16 protein-coding genes, 1 pseudogene and 1 riboswitch are annotated in these 18,117 nt (G+C 73.3%); of the genes and pseudogenes, 4 read left to right on the forward strand and 13 right to left on the reverse strand.

The annotated features are described in order from the left end of the window. The 8 genes and pseudogenes from ACXJKG_RS10505 to ACXJKG_RS10540 all read right to left on the reverse strand — a co-directional run. Positions 1 to 330: pseudogene (locus tag ACXJKG_RS10505) on the reverse strand (hypothetical protein); the annotation flags it as partial. After that, a complete protein-coding gene (gene nadD / locus ACXJKG_RS10510) occupies positions 327 to 929 on the reverse strand; it encodes a nicotinate-nucleotide adenylyltransferase (protein ID WP_456845707.1) in 603 nt (200 codons plus the stop codon). The gene nadD and the pseudogene ACXJKG_RS10505, both read right to left, overlap by 4 nt. Before the next feature lie 26 nt (positions 930 to 955). Beyond that, positions 956 to 1,111 carry a hypothetical protein gene (locus ACXJKG_RS10515; protein WP_456826655.1) on the reverse strand — a complete coding sequence of 52 codons (156 nt, stop codon included), beginning with the start codon at positions 1,109 to 1,111 and terminating at the stop codon, positions 956 to 958. 55 nt (positions 1,112 to 1,166) lie between these two features. Beyond that, the gene (locus ACXJKG_RS10520; protein ID WP_456845708.1) at positions 1,167 to 2,477 is read right to left on the reverse strand and encodes a glutamate-5-semialdehyde dehydrogenase; all 1,311 of its coding nucleotides are present in this window, start codon (positions 2,475 to 2,477) and stop codon (positions 1,167 to 1,169) included. Between the two features lie 19 nt (positions 2,478 to 2,496). Beyond that, entirely contained in the window at positions 2,497 to 3,603 is a 1,107-nt protein-coding gene (locus tag ACXJKG_RS10525; protein WP_456845709.1) for an LLM class flavin-dependent oxidoreductase, read from the reverse strand. Beyond that, positions 3,600 to 4,121 carry a GNAT family N-acetyltransferase gene (locus tag ACXJKG_RS10530; RefSeq protein ID WP_456845710.1) on the reverse strand — a complete coding sequence of 174 codons (522 nt, stop codon included), beginning with the start codon at positions 4,119 to 4,121 and terminating at the stop codon, positions 3,600 to 3,602. The genes ACXJKG_RS10525 and ACXJKG_RS10530 overlap by 4 nt, the downstream gene beginning before the upstream one ends. Beyond that, entirely contained in the window at positions 4,118 to 5,464 is a 1,347-nt protein-coding gene (locus ACXJKG_RS10535; RefSeq protein ID WP_456845711.1) for a M20 family metallopeptidase, read from the reverse strand. Before ACXJKG_RS10535 ends, ACXJKG_RS10530 begins: the two co-directional genes overlap by 4 nt. Then, positions 5,461 to 5,874, reverse strand: coding sequence for a rhodanese-like domain-containing protein (locus tag ACXJKG_RS10540; protein ID WP_456845712.1), 414 nt, complete (start codon positions 5,872 to 5,874; stop codon positions 5,461 to 5,463). Before ACXJKG_RS10540 ends, ACXJKG_RS10535 begins: the two co-directional genes overlap by 4 nt. 155 nt (positions 5,875 to 6,029) lie before the next feature. Then, positions 6,030 to 6,139: riboswitch (SAM riboswitch) on the forward strand. 38 nt (positions 6,140 to 6,177) lie between these two features. Here ACXJKG_RS10540 and ACXJKG_RS10545 point away from each other — a divergent pair. The 4 genes from ACXJKG_RS10545 to ACXJKG_RS10560 all read left to right on the forward strand — a co-directional run bounded on the left by ACXJKG_RS10545 (position 6,178) and on the right by ACXJKG_RS10560 (position 11,443). Continuing rightward, complete coding sequence (locus ACXJKG_RS10545) at positions 6,178 to 7,176, forward strand: ABC transporter permease (RefSeq protein WP_456845713.1); 999 nt, start codon at positions 6,178 to 6,180, stop codon at positions 7,174 to 7,176. A gap of 1 nt (position 7,177) precedes the next feature. Further along, entirely contained in the window at positions 7,178 to 8,110 is a 933-nt protein-coding gene (locus tag ACXJKG_RS10550) for an ABC transporter permease (RefSeq protein ID WP_456845714.1), read from the forward strand. Beyond that, positions 8,107 to 9,738, forward strand: a complete 1,632-nt coding sequence (locus ACXJKG_RS10555; protein WP_456845715.1) for a dipeptide ABC transporter ATP-binding protein — start codon at positions 8,107 to 8,109, stop codon at positions 9,736 to 9,738. Before ACXJKG_RS10550 ends, ACXJKG_RS10555 begins: the two co-directional genes overlap by 4 nt. 64 nt (positions 9,739 to 9,802) lie before the next feature. Further along, complete coding sequence (locus ACXJKG_RS10560; protein WP_456845716.1) at positions 9,803 to 11,443, forward strand: ABC transporter substrate-binding protein; 1,641 nt, start codon at positions 9,803 to 9,805, stop codon at positions 11,441 to 11,443. 140 nt (positions 11,444 to 11,583) lie between these two features. Here the strand turns inward: ACXJKG_RS10560 and proB are convergent, their stop codons facing one another. The 5 genes from proB to ACXJKG_RS10585 form a co-directional block, all read right to left on the reverse strand. Next, entirely contained in the window at positions 11,584 to 12,732 is a 1,149-nt protein-coding gene (proB, locus tag ACXJKG_RS10565) for a glutamate 5-kinase (protein ID WP_456845717.1), read from the reverse strand. A 48-nt stretch (positions 12,733 to 12,780) separates the two neighbouring features. Next, positions 12,781 to 14,304: a GTPase ObgE gene (gene obgE, locus ACXJKG_RS10570; protein ID WP_456845718.1), complete on the reverse strand. Its 1,524-nt coding sequence runs from the start codon at positions 14,302 to 14,304 to the stop codon at positions 12,781 to 12,783. Positions 14,305 to 14,424: 120 nt separating this feature from the next. Next, positions 14,425 to 14,685, reverse strand: coding sequence for a 50S ribosomal protein L27 (rpmA, locus tag ACXJKG_RS10575; RefSeq protein WP_055913072.1), 261 nt, complete (start codon positions 14,683 to 14,685; stop codon positions 14,425 to 14,427). 72 nt (positions 14,686 to 14,757) lie between these two features. After that, positions 14,758 to 15,066, reverse strand: coding sequence for a 50S ribosomal protein L21 (rplU, locus tag ACXJKG_RS10580; protein ID WP_370505510.1), 309 nt, complete (start codon positions 15,064 to 15,066; stop codon positions 14,758 to 14,760). A gap of 240 nt (positions 15,067 to 15,306) precedes the next feature. After that, positions 15,307 to 18,117, reverse strand: a 2,811-nt coding sequence (locus tag ACXJKG_RS10585; protein WP_456845719.1) for an Rne/Rng family ribonuclease, incomplete at its 5' end; no start/stop codon positions are given.

The raw sequence follows: 18,117 nt of genomic DNA on the forward strand, positions 1-18,117 counted from the left end.
GGGGTCGAGCGACGTGTCACGGATCGACCGGCGCGACCGGCTCGCGGCATCGGCAGAGGCGGAGGCCGAGGACGGCGCGGTCGGCTGCGCGGGCGCGGGCTGGGGGCTCGCGACGGTGCCGTGGGCCGGCGTCTCGTCGGCACCGCCCTGGCCGCGCATCGCCCGGCGGGAGACCGGGGCGCCGGGGCCCGTGGGAGCGGGAGCGGGGGCGGGACTCGGGGTCGCCGGCGCAGCCGCTGGCGCGGCGTCGGGTACGGCACCCGCGACGTCACCCGTCTCGGGGTTGCGATGGAGCTCGCGGCGACGGCGCCGCTCTCCCGGTTCACTCATGACTGACCTCGATACAACCTGTGCTTGGCGATGTACTGGACGACCCCGTCAGGGACGAGGTACCACACCGGCTGTCCGGCACGTTCCCGCGCGCGGACGTCGGTCGAGGAGATCGCCAGGGCGGGGACCTCCAGGACGTGGACACGATCGCCCGGGAGCCCGTCGACCGACAACGTGTGCCCGGGGCGGGTGACCGCCACGAACTGCGCCATCGAGAAGAGCTCGTCCGCATCCTTCCACGTCAGGATCTGCGTGATGGCGTCCGCGCCTGTGATGAAGAACAGTTCGGCGTCCGGGCGGGCCGTCTTGAGGTCGCGGAGGGTATCGACGGTGTACGTCACACCGGAGCGGTCCACATCCACGCGGCTCACCGTGAACCGCGGGTTCGACGCCGTCGCGATGACGGTCATCAGGTAGCGGTGCTCGGCGAGCGTGACGTCCTGGTCCAGCTTGAACGTGGGCTGACCTGTCGGGACGAAGACGACCTCGTCGAGGTCGAACCGTGCGGCGACCTCGCTGGCGGCGACCAGGTGACCGTGGTGGACGGGGTCGAACGTCCCACCCATCACGCCGAGCCGAAGTCTGCGCGGCTCCGTCATCGGCCCGGTCCCTCCCGCTGCCTCGGTCAGTGGCGCGTCCCCACGCTGCGGAACGCGTAGGTGATGAGCAGCATCGCCGTGAGTCCGACGAACGCGCCGACACCGAACACGATCGGCGGGAACGGCAGCTCGCGGGCGTGCTCGGCGCCCTCGGCAGCGGCGGCGATCAGGGCAGCGTGCACGTCATTCCTCCAGGGGTGGGCGGGAGCGACCAGTGTCGCACGGTGGGCTGTGCCATCAGGGTCGGACGTGCCCGTCTCCGTGCACGATCCACTTCGTCGTCGTCAGCTCGCCCAGCCCCATCGGGCCGCGGGCGTGCAGCTTCTGCGTGGAGATGCCGATCTCGGCGCCGAGGCCCAGCTGGCCGCCGTCGGTGAACCGCGTCGAGGCGTTCACCATGACCGCAGCGGAGTCGACCTCGGCGACGAACCGCTCCGACGACGCCAGGTCCCGAGTGATGATCGCCTCGGTGTGACCCGAGCTCCACTCGCGGATGTGGTCGAGCGCCTCGTCCAGGGAATCCACTACGCGGACGGCGATGTCGAGCGAGAGGTACTCGGTGGCCCAGTCCACGTCGGTGGCCGGCACGCAGTCGGCCTCCTCCGGGGCGAGCGCGAGCGTGGCCTCGTCGCCGTGGACGGTCACGCCCTCGTCGGCCAGCATCGCGATGGCCACCGGCAGGAACTCGTCGGCGACCGCCTGGTGGACCAGCAGCGTCTCGGCGGCGTTGCAGACGCCGACCCGCTGGGTCTTGGAGTTGAGCAGGATCGGGATGGCGACCGCCAGGTCCGCGGTCTCGTCGACGTAGATGTGCACGTTGCCGACCCCGGTCTCGACCACCGGCACCGTGGACTCGCGCACCACGGTCCGGATCAGGTCCGCTCCCCCGCGGGGCACCAGCACGTCGACCAGGCCGCGGGCGTGCATGAGCGCGACGGCACCCTCGCGTCCCCACGCGTCGATCGACTGGACCAGGGCGCCGGGGAGCCGCTGCGAGACGAGCGCCTGCGACAGGACCTCGACGATGACCTCATTGCTGGATGCGGCCGCCGAGCCGCCCCGCAGGATGACGGCGTTGCCGCTCTTGAGCGCGAGCCCGGCGGCGTCGACGGTCACGTTCGGGCGTGCCTCGTAGATCATGCCGACGACGCCCATCGGCACCCGCACCTGGCGCATGCGCAGGCCGTTCGGCAGCGTGGACCCGCGGACGACCTMCCCGACCGGGTCGGGCAGGGCCGCCAGCTCGCGCAGGGCGTCGGCGATGGCCACGATGCGCTCCGGCGTCAGCGCGAGGCGGTCCAGCAGCCCGGCCGACGTGCCGTTCGCCCGGCCGCGCTCGAGGTCCACCGCGTTGGCCGCGACGATCTCGGGGGTGGCCGCGACGAGGGCGTCCGCCATGGCGCGCAGCGCCGCGTCCTTGGTGGCGCGGGTGGCCGTCGCGAGCGTGCGGGACGCGACCTTGGCGCGCTCCGCGACCGCGCGGACCTGCGCGACGACGTCCGGCGACTCGAGCGCGTCCTGCACCGGCTGGTCGAGCGAGGTGGTCATCGGACCAGGGTAGTCCCGGTCACACCGCCACCAGGCGCTCCAGCCCGCGCGCCCGGCCCGCGTCCTGCGGTCCCCACAGCGTGGTCGACACCTCGGCCCGGACCAGCGGGACGACCTCCTCGGCGAACCGGCGCAGCACGTCCTGCTGCTGCTCGTACGGCAGCACCGGGTTGAGCGAGACGGACTGCAGGTCGTGGCCGTAGGAGCGGTGGTAGTCGAGGATCTTCTCCGCGACGCGCTCCGGGGAGCCGACGAGGGCCGGGCCGCGCTCGACCGCGTCCTCGATGTGCGTGAACGACGACACCTTGCCGGGCCGCGTCTCGCCGACATGCTTGGCGGCCATCCGGGCGGCGAAGCCCTCGTAGACCGCGCGGTACTCCTCGGTGGCCTGCTCGGTGCTGTCGGCGAGGAACAGCCCGCCCGAGCCGGATCCCACGTAGCCGACCGACGGGTCGAAGCCGTTGATCTCGAGCTGCTCGCGGTACCGGTCGATCAGCACCTTGTAGCTCTCGCGCGGCTGCAGCGCATTGGCCGAGACGATCGGGTCGCCGTGCTTCGCCGCGAGGTCCACCGAGATAGTGCTGGTCGCCGAGCCGTGCCAGATCCGGAACGGGCCGTCGTACGGCCGGGGCAGCGTCGTGGCGTCGGACAACGGCGCGTGGAACCGGCCCTCCCAGTCGACGTGCTCCTGGCTCAGCAGCAGCCGCAGCAGCTCGTAGTTCTCCTCGAGGTACTCGTACTGGTGGGCCAGCTCGAGCCCGAACAGCGGGAAGTGCTTGTCCTCGTTGCCCTTGCCGATAACGATCTCCAGCCGGCCGCGCGAGAGCACGTCGATCGTCGCGTAGTCCTCGGCCACCCGGACCGGGTCCAGCAGGCTCAGCACGGTCACGCCGGTGCTCAGCAGGATCCGGTCGGTGGCCTGCGCGAGCGCGCCCAGCAGCACGGTCGGCGACGAGGACAGGAAGTCGCCCGCGTGCCGCTCCCCCACGGCGAACGCGTCGAGCCCGAGCTCCTCGGCCAGGACGGCGGTCTCGACGACGCGCTCCAGCCGGGTGGACGGGTCGAGCAGCTCGCCCGTCACGGGGTGGGGGCCGTGGGGGACGATGTCGAGGACCTGGAACTTCACGAGCGTGCTCCTTGTGTCAGTGCGGACGTGTCGTAGCCGAAGGCCAGCAGGGTGCCGCCGTGCACGACGCGGGTCTCCCGCTCGGTGAGGCGGGTGAAGCCGAGCCGGTAGTACAGGGCGTGCGCCCCGAGCATCTGCGGCCCGGAGTTCATGACGACGCGGTCGAGGTCCCGCTGCCGGGCGAGCGCGATGACGTGCTCGGTGAGCAGCACCCCGATCCCCCGTCGGCGGGCCGCGGGGTCGACCGCGAGCAGGCGGAAGTCGAGCTCGCCGTCGCGTCCCAGCTCGGAGATGTGCTCCCCGGGCCGCGGGGTGGCGACCGTGCCGAGCAGCTCGCCCGTCGCCAGGTCCTCGGCCACCCACACCTCGTGCTCGCGCGCGCGGGTGGCCACGTCGGCCAGCGAGGCGCGGTAGTCGTCGGGCAGGTCGTAGTCGTGGCCGTACGCGTCGACGGACAGCTGCGCGACGCGCTCGAACTCGTCGGGCCGCACCAGGCGGATCCGCACGTCGGCGCTCACGAGAAGTACCCCTCCACGTCCAGGACGCCGCCGGCGTCGTCGAAGTCCTGCCGGACCGCCGCGCGCAGCGCCGGGTCGGCCAGGTAGTCCAGCGCCGTGAGCGCGAGGCCTACGGCGCCGTCGATCGCTGCCGCGTCGCCGCGCGGGCCGCCGGCCACCTCGGCGAACTCGCGGGTGTGCAGGGCGACGTCGGGGTCGCTCACGGCGATCATCGGGTGGATGCCCGGCAGGCGGACGCTCACGTTCCCGAAGTCGGTAGACGCCGCGAGGATCTCGGGCACCACACCGCCGGCCAGGACCGTGCGGCCCTGACCCGCCTGGTGCACGGCCCAACGCTCCGCCAGCGGCGAGTTGGTGCGCACGGGCAGCGTGAACGGGGCGGCGTCCCACACCAGCTCGGCCGTCGTGCCGGTGGCCAACGCGGCCCCCTGGGCGATGCCGGCGAGGCGCTCGGACAGGTCCTTGAGCGTGGCCGGGCTGGCCGACCGCACGTAGTACTCCACGGTCGCCCGCTCGGGCACGACGCTCGGCCGGGTCCCGCCCTCCAGCACCACGCCGTGCACGCGGTCGCTCGGCGGGATGTGCTGGCGCAGCATCGCCACGGCCTGATAGTTCAGCGCGACGGCGTCCAGCGCGTTGCGACCCATGAACGGGCTGGCCGACCCGTGGGCCGCGACCCCGTGATAGGTCACGCGCAGCTGCCGACGACCGAGGAACGGGTGGTCGACCACGTCGAACCCGAACGGGTGGACCATGATCGCCGCGTCGACGCCGGCGAAGAACCCGTTGCGCGCCAGGATCTCCTTGCCCGAGCTGCCCTCCTCCGCTGGCGTACCCAGCAGGAGCACCCGGCCGGGCAGCTCGAGCCCGTCCGCGACGGCCTGCCGCAGCGCCAGGAACGCCCCCGTCGCGGCCCCCGCGATGAGGTGGTGGCCGCACGCGTGGCCGACGCCCGGCAGGGCGTCGTACTCGGCGAGGATCGCGACCGTCGGGCCGGCGTCCTCGCGCGGGGCGCCGTCGTCGGGGCCGTCGGCGGTCAGACCGGCTCGCAGCGATGTCGACAACCCGTGGGACCCGACCGTGGCAGGCACTCCGTGCTCGTGCAGGAGGTTGGCGACCGCCGCGACCGAGCGGACCTCGCGGAACGCCTCCTCCGGGTGGGAGTGGATCGCGTGGGCCAGCTCGACCACGTCGGCCTCGCATGCCTTGGCCGCCGCCCGCACGAGGGCGCGTGAGGGCTCGTCGGCACCCGCGAACGGCGAGGTCAGCGGCACGAACGACGCCCGGCGCCGCTCGGTCAGCGCCCGGAGCTCGTCGAGGAAGGCKGTGGACGGGCTGGTCATCCGACGGGCGCCTCGGCCGGCAGACCGGCGTCCTTCCACGCGGGGAAGCCGCCCTCGACGTGCACGACGTTGGTGAACCCCTTGGCGCGCAGCTCGGCCGCGACCGGCCCCGACCCGCGCACCGAGCCGCAGACGACGACGATCGGCGTGTCCAGCGACACGACCGGCGCGTGGCGGGTGGCCGCGGTCAGGTCGAACTCCTCGTCGATCGCGTACCGGTCGCCGATCGTGGCCCCCGGGATCGAGCCCGTGCGGGACCGGCCGGCCTCGCTGCGCACGTCGAGCAGGAACGCGCCCTCGGCCACGCGCTCGGCGGCCTCGGTCGGGCTGACCGCGGGTGCGAGGGCCGCGGCCTCCTCGAGGCTCAGGTGCTCCGCCGGGGCGCCGGGGCGGGAGGTGGTGTTCGTCATGCGCCGGAGGCTCGACCGCGCACCGGGCGATGTCAACGATCGGCACGGGCTTCTCACATCGCGGTACGGCGGCGGGCATGAGACGCGCCTGTCCACCTGATGAGAAGGCCCCGCGGATCGTTGACGACCGCGGACTGCGTGCCTACCTTCACCGCGGTCTCGAGCCCCGACGACAAACCCTGGTTGGTCGGGCAGCAACCCTTCAGGTGTGACGGGGTGCTCCAGGTGACGACCCGGCACGGCACCCGCCGTGCAAGCACAGACCCGCCGGACCCGTCCGGCAGATCGAGGACGACCGCTCACATGTCCCGTTACATCAGCACCCGGCTCGGCCAGGCCGTCCTGGTGCTCTGGGCCGCCTACACGGTCACGTTCGTCGTGCTCTACGCGCTGCCGGGCGACCCGGTCTCGCTCATGTACGGCAGCGAGTCCAACGACGTGACGCCGGAGCAGCTCGACGCGCTGCGGGCCCAGTACGGGCTCGACCAGCCGCTGCCCGTGCAGTATGTGACCCAGCTGGGCGCCCTTATGCGCGGCAACCTCGGCACGTCCGTCGTCCTGCACCGCCCCGTGCTAGGCCTGATCGCCGAGGCGATCCCGCCCACGGCCGCCATCGCCGGCGCGGCGTTCGTGCTCGCGCTGCTGCTGGGCGGCGGGCTGGCCGTCGTCGCGACGCTGGCACGCGGCCGGGGCCTGTCCAACGCTTTGCTGGGCCTGCCCCCGCTCGRCGTGGCCATCCCGTCGTTCTGGTTCGGCCTCATGCTCGTGCAGTGGTTCTCGTTCGCGAACCCGATCTTCCCGGCCGTGGGCAACAAGGGGTTCGCGTCGATCGTGCTGCCCGCCGTGACGCTCGCGGTGCCCACCGCGGCTCTCATCGCCCAGATGCTCTCGCGCTCGCTGCGGCACAGCCTCGCCCAGCCCTACGTCGACACGGCCCGCGCCAAGGGCGCCGGTCCGGCACGCGTCCACTTCCGGCACGCGCTGCGCAACGCCTCGCTGCCCGCCCTCACGGTCATCGGCCTGGTGATCGGCGAGCTGCTCGCCGGCGCGGTGGTCACCGAGACCGTGTTCTCGCGCGCAGGCATAGGCCGGCTGACGGCCACCTCGGTCAGCGCCCAGGACATCCCCGTGGTGCAGGGCATCGTGCTGTTCGCCGCCGCCGTGTTCGTGCTGGTCAACCTCGCCGTCGACCTGCTGTACCCGCTGCTCGACCCACGGATCGTGCGGCGCAGCCGGCCGGTCAAGGCGCCGGTGTCGACCGAGGCGGCGCAGGTCCGTCGGCCCGTCACGGCGGGGGTGTGACATGACGGACCTCCTGAACGAGAAGGTCGCGGCCGACGACTTCGCCGCCACCGCCCCGGACCGCCTGGCCGACGCGATCCGCGACCGGCAGGACGCCGCGACCCCCGGCCCGCTCGCCTGGGTGGGCGAGCTCGCCCGCCGGCCCGGCCTGCTGCTCGCACTCGTCTGGATCGCCCTGGTCCTGCTCGCCGCGTTCGTGCCCCAGCTGCTCGCGCCCGGTGACCCGCTGACCGGCGTGCCCGCGGACAAGCTGCAGCCCCCGTCGGGGGCGCACTGGTTCGGCACCGACCAGCTCGGTCGCGACCTCTACACGCGCGTGGTTCACGGCACGCACCTGACCCTCGAGGCGGCGCTCGTCGCGGTGGGCGTCGGCCTTCTGGTCGGGGCCCTCGTCGGGCTGCTGGCGGGCTTCGTCGGCGGGGTGTTCGACGACGTCGTCATGCGCGCGGTGGACGTGCTGCTGTCCATCCCGGCGCTGCTGCTCTCGCTCGCCCTCATCACGGCGCTCGGATTCGGCACGGTCAAGGTCGCGATCGCCGTCGGCCTGGCCAGCGTCGCCACGGTGGCGCGGATCATGCGGTCCGAGGTCCTGCGCGTCCGGTCGTCCGTGTACGTCGAGGCCGCGCACGCCGGCGGCAGCCGCTGGTGGTCCGTGCTGTTCCGCCACGTGCTGCCCAACGCCGCCGGCCCGGTGGTCGTCCTGGCGGCCCTGCAGCTGGGCGCGGCGATCCTGGCGGTCTCCGCGCTGAGCTTCCTCGGCTACGGCGCGCCGCCACCGGCGCCCGAGTGGGGCGCGCTCGTGTCCGGCGGCCGCGACTACCTGCGGACGTCGTGGTGGCTGACCACGCTGCCCGGCCTGACCATCGCCGTGAGCGTGCTGGCCGCCGGCCGAATCTCGCGGTCCCTCGACCGTCCCGACGGGGGTGCCGCATGAGCGAGCGCCTGCTCACCGTCACCGACCTCGCCGTCGCCTACAAGGCCCGCCGCGGCACGGTCCGCGCCGTCCGGGACGTCTCGCTGCACGTCGACGCGGGCGAGACCGTGGCGGTCGTCGGCGAGTCCGGCTCCGGCAAGTCGACCACCGCCGCGGCCGTGGTCCGGCTGCTGGCCCCCGCCGCCGTCATCGACCACGGCAGCATCGATCTGCTGGGCCACGACATGGCCCGCGCCACGCAGCGCGAGCTCCGCAATGTGCGCGGCCTGCTGGTGGGCCTGGTCCCGCAGGACCCGACGGTCTCGCTCAACCCCGTGACCCGCGTGGGCGAGCAGGTGGCCGAGGTGCTGCGCATCCACGGCCTGGCGGACCGCAAGAACGCGATGATCGAGGCGGTCGAGGCGCTGGACCGCGCCGGGCTGAGCAACCCGGAGGTCCGGGCCCGCCAGTACCCGCACGAGCTGTCCGGCGGCATGCGGCAGCGCGTGCTCATCGCCATCGCGCTCGCGGCCCAGCCCCGCCTGCTCGTCGCCGACGAGCCGACCAGCGCGCTCGACGTGACGGTGCAGCGCCAGATCCTGGACCACCTCGAGCAGCTGACGACGGGCACCGGGACCGGCGTGCTGCTCATCACCCACGACCTCGGGGTGGCCGCCGACCGCGCCGACCGGATCGTCGTGATGTCGCAGGGGCGGGTGGTCGAGCAGGGCACGCCCGACCAGGTGCTCGGCTCGCCGTCGGACCCGTACACGCGCGCGCTCCTCGCCGCCGCCCCCAGCCTCCGGGGCGCCCGCCGCATCGCCGCGCCCGTGCCGCCGACCGCCGTCCCCGCGCTCGAGGTCCGGCACCTGTCCAAGGACTTCGCGCTGCCGCGGTCCGCGGGCGGCGGGACGCTGCGGGCCGTCGACGACGTCTCGTTCGTCCTGCCCCGCGGTCGCACCCTCGCCCTGGTCGGCGAGTCCGGCTCGGGCAAGTCCACGACCGCCCGGCTCGCACTGAGGCTGGTCGACCCCACCGCCGGCTCGGTCCTGGTGGACGGCGCGGACGTCACGCACACCCGCGGGGCGGCCCTGCGGCTCCTGCGCCGCCGGATGCAGGTGGTCTACCAGAACCCGTACGCGTCGCTCGACCCGCGGTACTCGGTCCAGCGGATCATCACGGAGCCCCTGCAGGCCTTCGGCGTGGGGTCCCGCGCGGAGCGGGCCGCCCGGTCCGCGGAGCTGCTCGACCTGGTCGCGCTGCCCCGGACGGTGCTCCAGCGGCGCCCCGCGGAGCTCTCGGGTGGCCAGCGTCAGCGCGTCGCCATCGCGCGTGCGCTGGCCCTGCACCCCGAGCTCGTGGTGCTCGACGAACCCGTCTCCGCACTCGACGTGTCCGTCCAGGCGCAGATCCTCGACCTGCTCGCGGACCTGCAGACCGAGCTCGACCTCAGCTACCTGTTCATCTCGCACGACCTCGCGGTGGTGCGGCAGGTGGCCCACGAGGTCGCCGTCCTGCAGCGCGGCCGCGTGGTCGAGCAGGGCGAGGTCGAGGCCGTGTTCGCCCGGCCCCAGGATCCCTACACGGCCGAGCTGCTCTCCGCGATCCCCGGTGCGCGCGTGCGCGCGGGCGAAGGGGGTGCCTCGTGACCTCGTGTCGACGTGACTGAGCCCGCACCCCGTCACCCCCACCCCTCAGCAAGGAGCATCACCCATGTCTGTCCGACGACCTTCGCGCCGTCATGCCGGCTTCCTCGCCGGCCTCGCCACCACGGCCCTCCTGCTCGCCGCCTGCTCCTCGGGCTCCGACCAGCCGGGTGCCGACGCCGCGACGACCGCGACCGCCGCGGCGGTCGACGGCGGCGACCTGACGTTCGCCATCGGCAACGACCCCATCTCGATCAACCCCGCCGGCATCGGCTCGGGCAACGACACGCTGTACGTCACGCGCCAGCTGGTCGACTCGCTGCTCTGGCAGGACCCCGCCGACGGCTCGCTGAAGCCGTGGCTCGCCACGGCGTGGGAGGCCAACGCCGACTCGACACAGTTCACGTTCACGCTGCGCGATGACGTCACGTTCTCCGACGGGACGCCCTTCGACGCCGACTCGGTGAAGAAGAACTTCGACGACACGGTCGCCGCCGGCGCCAAGAGCTCCGCCGCGGCCAGCTTCCTCGGCTACGTCGGGACGACCGTCGTCGACCCGACCCACGTCACGGTCGCCTTCAAGGCCCCGAACTCGGCGTTCCCGCAGGCCACCACGACCGTCGCGCTCGGCTTCCTCGCCGACTCGACGCTCGCCATCCCGTTCGACGACCGCGCGAGCGGCACGGGCGTCGTCGGCACCGGCCCCTTCACGCTGGACCACTACACCAAGGACACCGAGACGGTGCTCACGGCCCGCGACGACTACGCGTGGGGACCGGACGGCCGCGAGAACACGGGCAAGGCGCACCTGGACAGCGTGACGTTCCAGGTGATCCCCGAGGCGGGCGTGCGCACCGGCGCGCTGACCTCGGAGCAGGTCGACGTGATCGGCGGCGTCCAGCCGACCGACATCGAGACGCTCGAGTCGTCGGGCTTCGGCGTCGTCCACCGGGCCAACCCCGGCATCACCTTCGGCCTGACGTTCAACGAGGCCGGCGCCCTGGGGTCCGACCCGGCCGTCCGTGAGGCGATCGCCCTGACCGTGAACCCGACCGAGGTCCGCGACACGGCGCTCAACGACGGGTTCGCCGTCGCCGAGGGCCCGCTGGCCAGCACCACCCCCGGTGTGGCGGACCTGAGCAAGGACCTGGTCACCGACCCGAAGAAGGCCGCGAGCGTGCTCGACGACGACGGCTGGGCCAAGGGGTCCGACGGCATCTACGCCAAGGGCGGCACGCGCCTGGCCCCCGTGCTGGTGTGGATCACCAACTTCTCGCCCAACCAGACGTCGGTCGAGCTCATCCAGCAGGAGCTCAAGGCCAACGGCATCGACGCCACGCTGTGGAGCGGCGCCGTGCCGGACTTCCAGGCGAAGCTCAAGGAGGGCTCGTTCGACCTGGTCTGGGGCAACCTGAGCCGGGCCGACGGTGACGTGCTGCGGACGCAGTACTCCACGGCGGCGACCAACTTCTACAAGCTGGCCGACCCCGACCTGGAGGCGCTGCTGCAGAAGCAGCTGACCATCAGCGACCCGACCGAGCGCAACGCCGTCCTCGCGGACGCCCAGGAGCGCCTGGTCACCCAGCACCACGTCATCCCGGTGCACGAGCTCACCACGTTCCTCGGTCTGGGCACCGAGGTGCACGCGGTCGAGCTCGGGGCGGACTCCCGCCTCGACCAGCTGACGCAGGCCTGGCTCGGCAGCTGACGGCACGACGACGTCCGCACTCCTGGGGGCTCGAGCCCTCTCGAGTGCGGACGTCGCTTTCTCGACATCCACGACGTCCGCACTCCTGGGGGCTCGAGCCCTCTCGAGTGCGGACGTCGCGGCGGGTTCGGGTACCGCGGTCAGCGGCGGCGGCGGACCAGGACCAGGTCGTCGCGGTGAACCAGCTCGCGGTCGTAGCCGGGGCCCAGCGCGGCGCGCAGCTCGGTGGTGGACCGACCCAGCAGGGGCGGCACCTCCTCGGCGTCGTACGACACCAGCCCGCGCGCCACCAGCACACCGTCGGGCCCGACGAGCTCGACGGGGTCGCCGGCCTCGAACGTGCCCTCGACGCCCGTCACGCCGGCGGGCAGCAGCGACGTCCCGCGCTCGAGCACGGCCCGGACCGCGCCCGCGTCGAGGATGAGCCGCCCGCGCGTGCTCGCCGCGTGCGCGAGCCAGAGGCGGCGGATCGAGGTGCGGCGGCCGGTCGCGGTGAACCAGGTGCCGACGTCCTCGCCGGCCAGCGCCTGCGCCGCCTGCGCGGCCGACGTGAGGATCACGGGCACGCCGGACTGCGTGGCGATCGCGACCGACTCCAGCTTGGTGATCATGCCGCCGGTGCCCACCGCGCTCCCCCGCGAGGCCACGTCGATGCCCTCGAGGTCCTGCGCGTGCACGACGGAGGCGATCCGTCGGGACCCGTCGCGCGACGGCGGCCCGGTGTAGAGCGAGTCCACGTCGCTGAGCAGCAGCAGCGCGTCGGCGTGCACCAGGTGCGAGACCAGGGCGGCGAGGCGGTCGTTGTCCCCGAACCGGATCTCGTCGGTGGCCACGGCGTCGTTCTCGTTGATGACGGGGACGATGCCGAGGTCGAGCAGCCGGGTCAGCGCCCGGTGCGCGTTGCGGTAGTGCACGCGCCGCACGGTGTCGTCGGCGGTCAGCAGCACCTGCCCCACCTGCAGGCCGTGCCGGGCGAACGCGGCCGTGTAGTGCGCGACGAGCAGGCCCTGGCCGACCGAGGCCGCCGCCTGCTGCGTCGCGAGGTCCTTGGGACGGGTGGCCAGGCCGAGCGGGCCGATGCCGGCCGCGATCGCCCCCGACGACACCAGCACCACCTGCCCGCCGGCCGCCCGGCGCGCCGCCAGCACCTCGACGAGCGCGTTGAGCCGCTCGGGCGCCAGCCGACCGTCGGGCGTGGTCAGGGACGAGGAGCCGATCTTGACGACCACCCGGGACGCCGAGACCAGCTGCTGGCGGTCCTGCAGGGCGTCGGCGGTCACGTGCGGCATTCTGCCGCGTGCCGGCGCACGGTCACGCGGATATCCGCTGAGCGGACGTCAGCTCTCCGCCGCGTCCGTCCAGACCCCGGCCTCGCGCTCGGTCCACAGCTCCTCGCGCGCCTCGGTCTTGGCGTCCATGCGCTCCTTGTACTCCTGGCGCTTCTCTCCACGCGTCGGGCGCGAGTGGTCCTCGAGGCGCAGGTCCACGCCGCGGGGCCCACCGAGGAACTCGGAGCCCGTCATGAGCGTCGGCTCCCAGTCGAAGACGACCGCGTTGTGCTCGGGACCGATGCGGACCTCGTCGCCCGCGACCGCACCGGCGGCGAACAACCGGTCCTCGACGCCCAGGCGGGCGAGCCGGTCCGCGAGGTAGCCGACGGCCTCGTCGTTGGAGAAGTCGGTCTGGCGCACCCAGCGCTCGGGCTTCTCGCCGCGCACCCAGAAGTACACGCCCTGGCCCTCGACCTCGCGGCGCGTGACCGTGAAGCCCGCGTCGTCGACCGCCTTGGGGCGCAGCACGACGCGCGTGTTCTCGACGACCGGTGCCTCGCGGCGGGCCTTGTCGACGATCTCCCCGAGGGCGAACGTCAGCGGGCGCAGGCCCTCGTGGCTGGCGGTGGACACCTCGAACACGCGGAACCCGCGGGCCTCGAGGTCGGGCTTGACCAGCTCGGCCAGCTCGCGCGCCTCGGGGACGTCGATCTTGTTGAGCACGACGATCTGGGGGCGCTCGAGGAGCGGCACCCGGCCGCCCTCGATGTCCAGGTCGCCCGCGTAGGTCCGCAGCTCGACCTCGATGTCCTCGAGGTCCGAGAGGGGGTCGCGGTCCGGCTCGAGGGTCGCGCAGTCGAGCACGTGCACGATGACCGCGCACCGCTCGATGTGCCGCAGGAACTCCAGCCCGAGCCCACGTCCCTCGGACGCGCCGGGGATGAGGCCGGGCACGTCGGCGACGGTGTACCGCGCGCCACCGGCCTGCACCACGCCGAGGTTCGGCACCAGCGTGGTGAACGGGTAGTCGGCGATCTTGGGCCGGGCCGCGGAGATCGCGGCGACCAGGCTGGACTTGCCCGCACTGGGGTAGCCGACCAGGGCGACGTCCGCGATCGTCTTGAGCTCGAGGACGATGTCCTGCTCGTTGCCCGGCTCACCGAGCAGCGCGAACCCGGGGGCCTTGCGGCGCTGCGAGGCGAGGGCGGCGTTGCCGAGCCCGCCGCGCCCGCCGGCCGCGGCGACGTACTGCGCGCCCACGCCGACGAGGTCCGCGAGCACGGTGCCGTCGGGGGCCTTGACGACCGTGCCGTCCGGGACACCGAGGACCAGGTCGCTCCCGGTCGAGCCGGAGCGGTGGTCGCCCATGCCCTGGGTTCCCGACGGCGCGTGCCGGTGCGGCGAGTGGTGGTAGTCGAGCAGCGTGGTGACCTGCGGGTCGACCTCGATGATCACCGAGCCACCGTTGCCGCCGTTGCCCCCGTCGGGGCCGGCGAGCGGCTTGAACTTCTCCCGGTGGATGGACGCACAACCGTGCCCACCGTCACCGCCGGTCGCATGCAGCACGACCCGGTCGACGAATGTCACCACGGCTGAACCTCCCTTGCATTGCTACGTCTCGATACTCACACGCAGAAGGGGCGCACCGCACCGGTGCGCCCCTCCCACGACAGACCCGACGCGGACCGATGCCGCGTCGTCATGACTTGCTCAGACCTCGGCCGCCACCACGATGTCGATGACCTTGCGGCCACGGCGCGTCCCGAAGGTCACGGCGCCCGGGGCGAGGGCGAACAGGGTGTCGTCGCCGCCACGGCCGACGTTCACGCCGGGGTGGAAGTGCGTGCCGCGCTGGCGGACGATGATCTCGCCGGCCTTGACGACCTGGCCACCGAAGCGCTTGACGCCCAGGCGCTGGGCGTTCGAGTCGCGACCGTTGCGCGAGGAGCTCGCGCCCTTCTTGTGTGCCATGACGAACCTGCTTTCGTGCTCAGAGAATGGGGGGCTGCGGGTGCCTGCGGCCAGCCGGCCGACGGCGCGAGATCAGGAGATGCCGGTGACCTTGAGGCGGGTCAGCTTCTGGCGGTGACCCTGGCGCTTGCGGTAGCCGGTCTTGTTCTTGTACTTGAGGATGTCGATCTTGGGACCCTTCTCGTCCCGCACGACCTCCGCCGTCACCGTCACCTTGGCCAGGGCCTTGGCGTCGGTGGTGACCTTCTCGCCGTCGACGAGGAGCAGGGCGGGCAGCTCGACGGTCGAGCCGGCCTGCGCAGCGAGGCGGTCGACGACGACGACGTCGCCCACCGCGACCTTCTCCTGGCGGCCGCCAGCCTTCACGATCGCGTACACCACGTTGCTGCTCATCTCTGCTCGTCGAACTGCTTGTCAACTACTCAGGCGAAAGTGCTGGTGCCTACCTGCGCCCGCGCACATCCCGTTGCGACCGGAGGTGACCGGTGCCCGTGGGGGTTCGCGTCGGCGCCGCTTCGGCGGCACACATGATCAGCGCGCACACGACGCGCCGACGTTCTAGGGTACGGACCCCACGCCGCAGGGTCAAACCTGGCAGGCGCGGCGCAGGGTCCACGTGACCTAACGCACGTCCTCGTCGCCCTCGGGCTGCTCGGACTCGGGCTCGGCGTCGGGCTCGTCGGACTGGGGCTCCGCGTCGGACTCGGGCTCCGGCTCGTCGTCGGCCGCGAACACGTCGGCGGGGACCGCCGTGAGCTCGAGCTCCTCGACCGGGCCCTCGTCCTCGGCCGACGCCTGGACGGCGGCGAACTCGGCGAACACGTCGAGCCCGGGCGCGCTGGGGGCGTGCTCCTCGGCCTCGATCTCGACACCCTCGACGACCTCGACCTGCTCGACCGACGCGACCGGCGCGTGGTGCTCGTGGTCGTGCTCGTGCGCGTGCGCCGCCGCGGCGGCGATCGTCGCCAGCGTGGCCTTGACGGCCTCGCGCGCCTCCGGCAGGACCGGGACACCGGCGTGCGGCACGTGCGTGACGGGCTCCTTGGCGCCACCCCGCTTGCGACGCGAACGCGGGGCGGTGCCCTCGGACGCGACCGGCTGCGGCTGGGGCGCACCGGCGTCGGGACGCTGGTTATTCTTCTCGATCGGCTCCTCGTGCACGATGAAGCCGCGCCCGTGGCAGTGCTCGCACGTCTCGCTGAACGCCTCGACCAGGCCCTGGCCCACGCGCTTGCGGGTCATCTGCACGAGGCCCAGCGAGGTGACCTCGGCGACCTGGTGCTTGGTCCGGTCGCGGCCGAGGCACTCGACCAGGCGGCGGAGCACGAGGTCGCGGTTGGACTCGAGCACCATGTCGATGAAGTCGATGACGATGATGCCGCCGATGTCGCGCAGCCGGAGCTGGCGGACGATCTCCTCGGCGGCCTCGAGGTTGTTGCGCGTCACCGTCTCCTCGAGCGTGCCGCCCGAGCCGGTGAACTTGCCGGTGTTGACGTCGACGACCGTCATGGCCTCGGTGCGGTCGATGACCAGCGAGCCGCCCGAGGGCAGCCAGACCTTGCGGTCCATGCCCTTGGCCAGCTGCTCGTCGATGCGGTGCACGGCGAACACGTCGGTGTCGGACTCCCAGCGCGTGACCTTCTGCGCCAGGTCGGGGGCGAGCTCGTCGATGTAGGACGAGATCGTCGACCACGCGTCGGCGCCCTCGACCACGAGGGACGAGAAGTCGTCGTTGAAGATGTCGCGGACCACGCGGATGGCCATGTCCGGCTCGCCCTGGAGCAGGGCCGGGGCCGACGCGGTCTTCGACTTCTTCTCGATGGCCTCCCACTGGCCCTGCAGGCGGGCGATGTCGGCGCGCAGCTCGTCCTCGGACGCGCCCTCGGCGGCGGTGCGCACGATGACGCCCGCCGAGTCCGGGACGATCTCGCGCAGGATCCGCTTGAGGCGGTTGCGCTCGGTGTCGGGCAGCTTGCGGCTGATGCCGGTCATGCCGCCGCCGGGCACGTAGACCAGGTAGCGGCCGGCCAGCGTGACCTGCGAGGTCAGGCGGGCGCCCTTGTGACCGATCGGGTCCTTGGTGACCTGCACCAGGACCGGGTCGCCGGACTTGAGCGCCTGCTCGATGCGGCGGGCGGACCCGCCCTCGAGACCGGCGGCGTCCCAGTTGACCTCACCGGCGTAGAGCACGGCGTTGCGGCCCTTGCCGACGTCGACGAAGGCGGCCTCCATGCTGGGCAGCACGTTCTGCACGCGGCCGAGGTAGACGTTGCCCACCATCGAGGCCTGCGCCTGGTTGGACACGTAGTGCTCGACCAGCACGCCGTCCTCGAGCACCGCGATCTGGGTGCGGGCGTTCTTCTCGCGCACGATCATCGAGCGGTCGACGGACTCGCGGCGGGCGAGGAACTCCGACTCGGTGATGATCTGGCGACGACGGCCGGCGTCGCGGCCGTCCCGGCGGCGCTGGCGCTTGGCCTCGAGGCGCGTGGAGCCGCGCAGCGCGGTGACCTCGTCGCTGGGCGCACGGGTGCGTGCTGCGCGGGGCTCGTTCTGCTCGCCACCCTCGCCGCGCGAGGAGCCACGGCGACGACGGCGACGACGACGGCTCGAGCCGGCGTCCTCCCCCGTGGCGTCGTCCGCGTCGGACTCGGCGGTCTCGTCCTCGTCCTGCTCGGACCCGGCCTCGTCGTCGTCGACCTCGGAGTCGGACCCGCCGGGCGCGTCGGTGCGGCTGCGACGTCCGCGGCCACCACGACGGCGGCGGCGGCGGGGCTGGCCGGACGTGCCGGCGGCCTCGTCGGTCTCGTCGGTGACGTCGTCCTCGTCCTCGTCCAGCTCGGCGTCGGCGGGGGCGTCGGCGACGGCCACCTCGTCGGTGACGACGTCCTCGTCCTCGGGCCGCGCGGCGTCACCGCTGCGGCCGCGACGACCGCGGCGGCGCGAGCCACGCGCAGGAGCGGCGCTGTCGGACTCGACCGCGTCGGCGGTCTCGACCGTCGCCTCGTCGGACGCGGCAGCAGCCTCGGCCTCGGCGCGGTGCGCGGCCTCGGAGATCTCCTCCGGCGAGCCGGTGCTGGCCTGCGCGCGGCGACGGCGGGGCCGGGCCGCGGACGGGTCCGGCGCCTGGAAGAGCAGCGCGGTGGTGGCGAAGCGGGGGCCGGTCGACGTGCTGCTGGTCGTGGCGTTCGGCTCGGCGGGCGGCACCGTGGCCGCGAGCTCGGCGAGCACGTCCAGGGTCGGGGCTGCGGACTCGGCGTCCTCGTCCTCCTCCTCGACCGGCTCGGGCGCGACCTCGAACACCGGCTCCGGCGCGGCGGCGGCACGGGTGCCGGAGCGGCGACGACGCGGGGCGGACTTGGCGGCGGGCTCGTCGGCGACGGGGGCCTCGGCGACAGCGGCAGTCTCGGCGACGGGGGCCGGCGTCTCGAC

The sequence above is a fragment of the Cellulomonas sp. P5_C6 genome, from assembly GCF_054049635.1.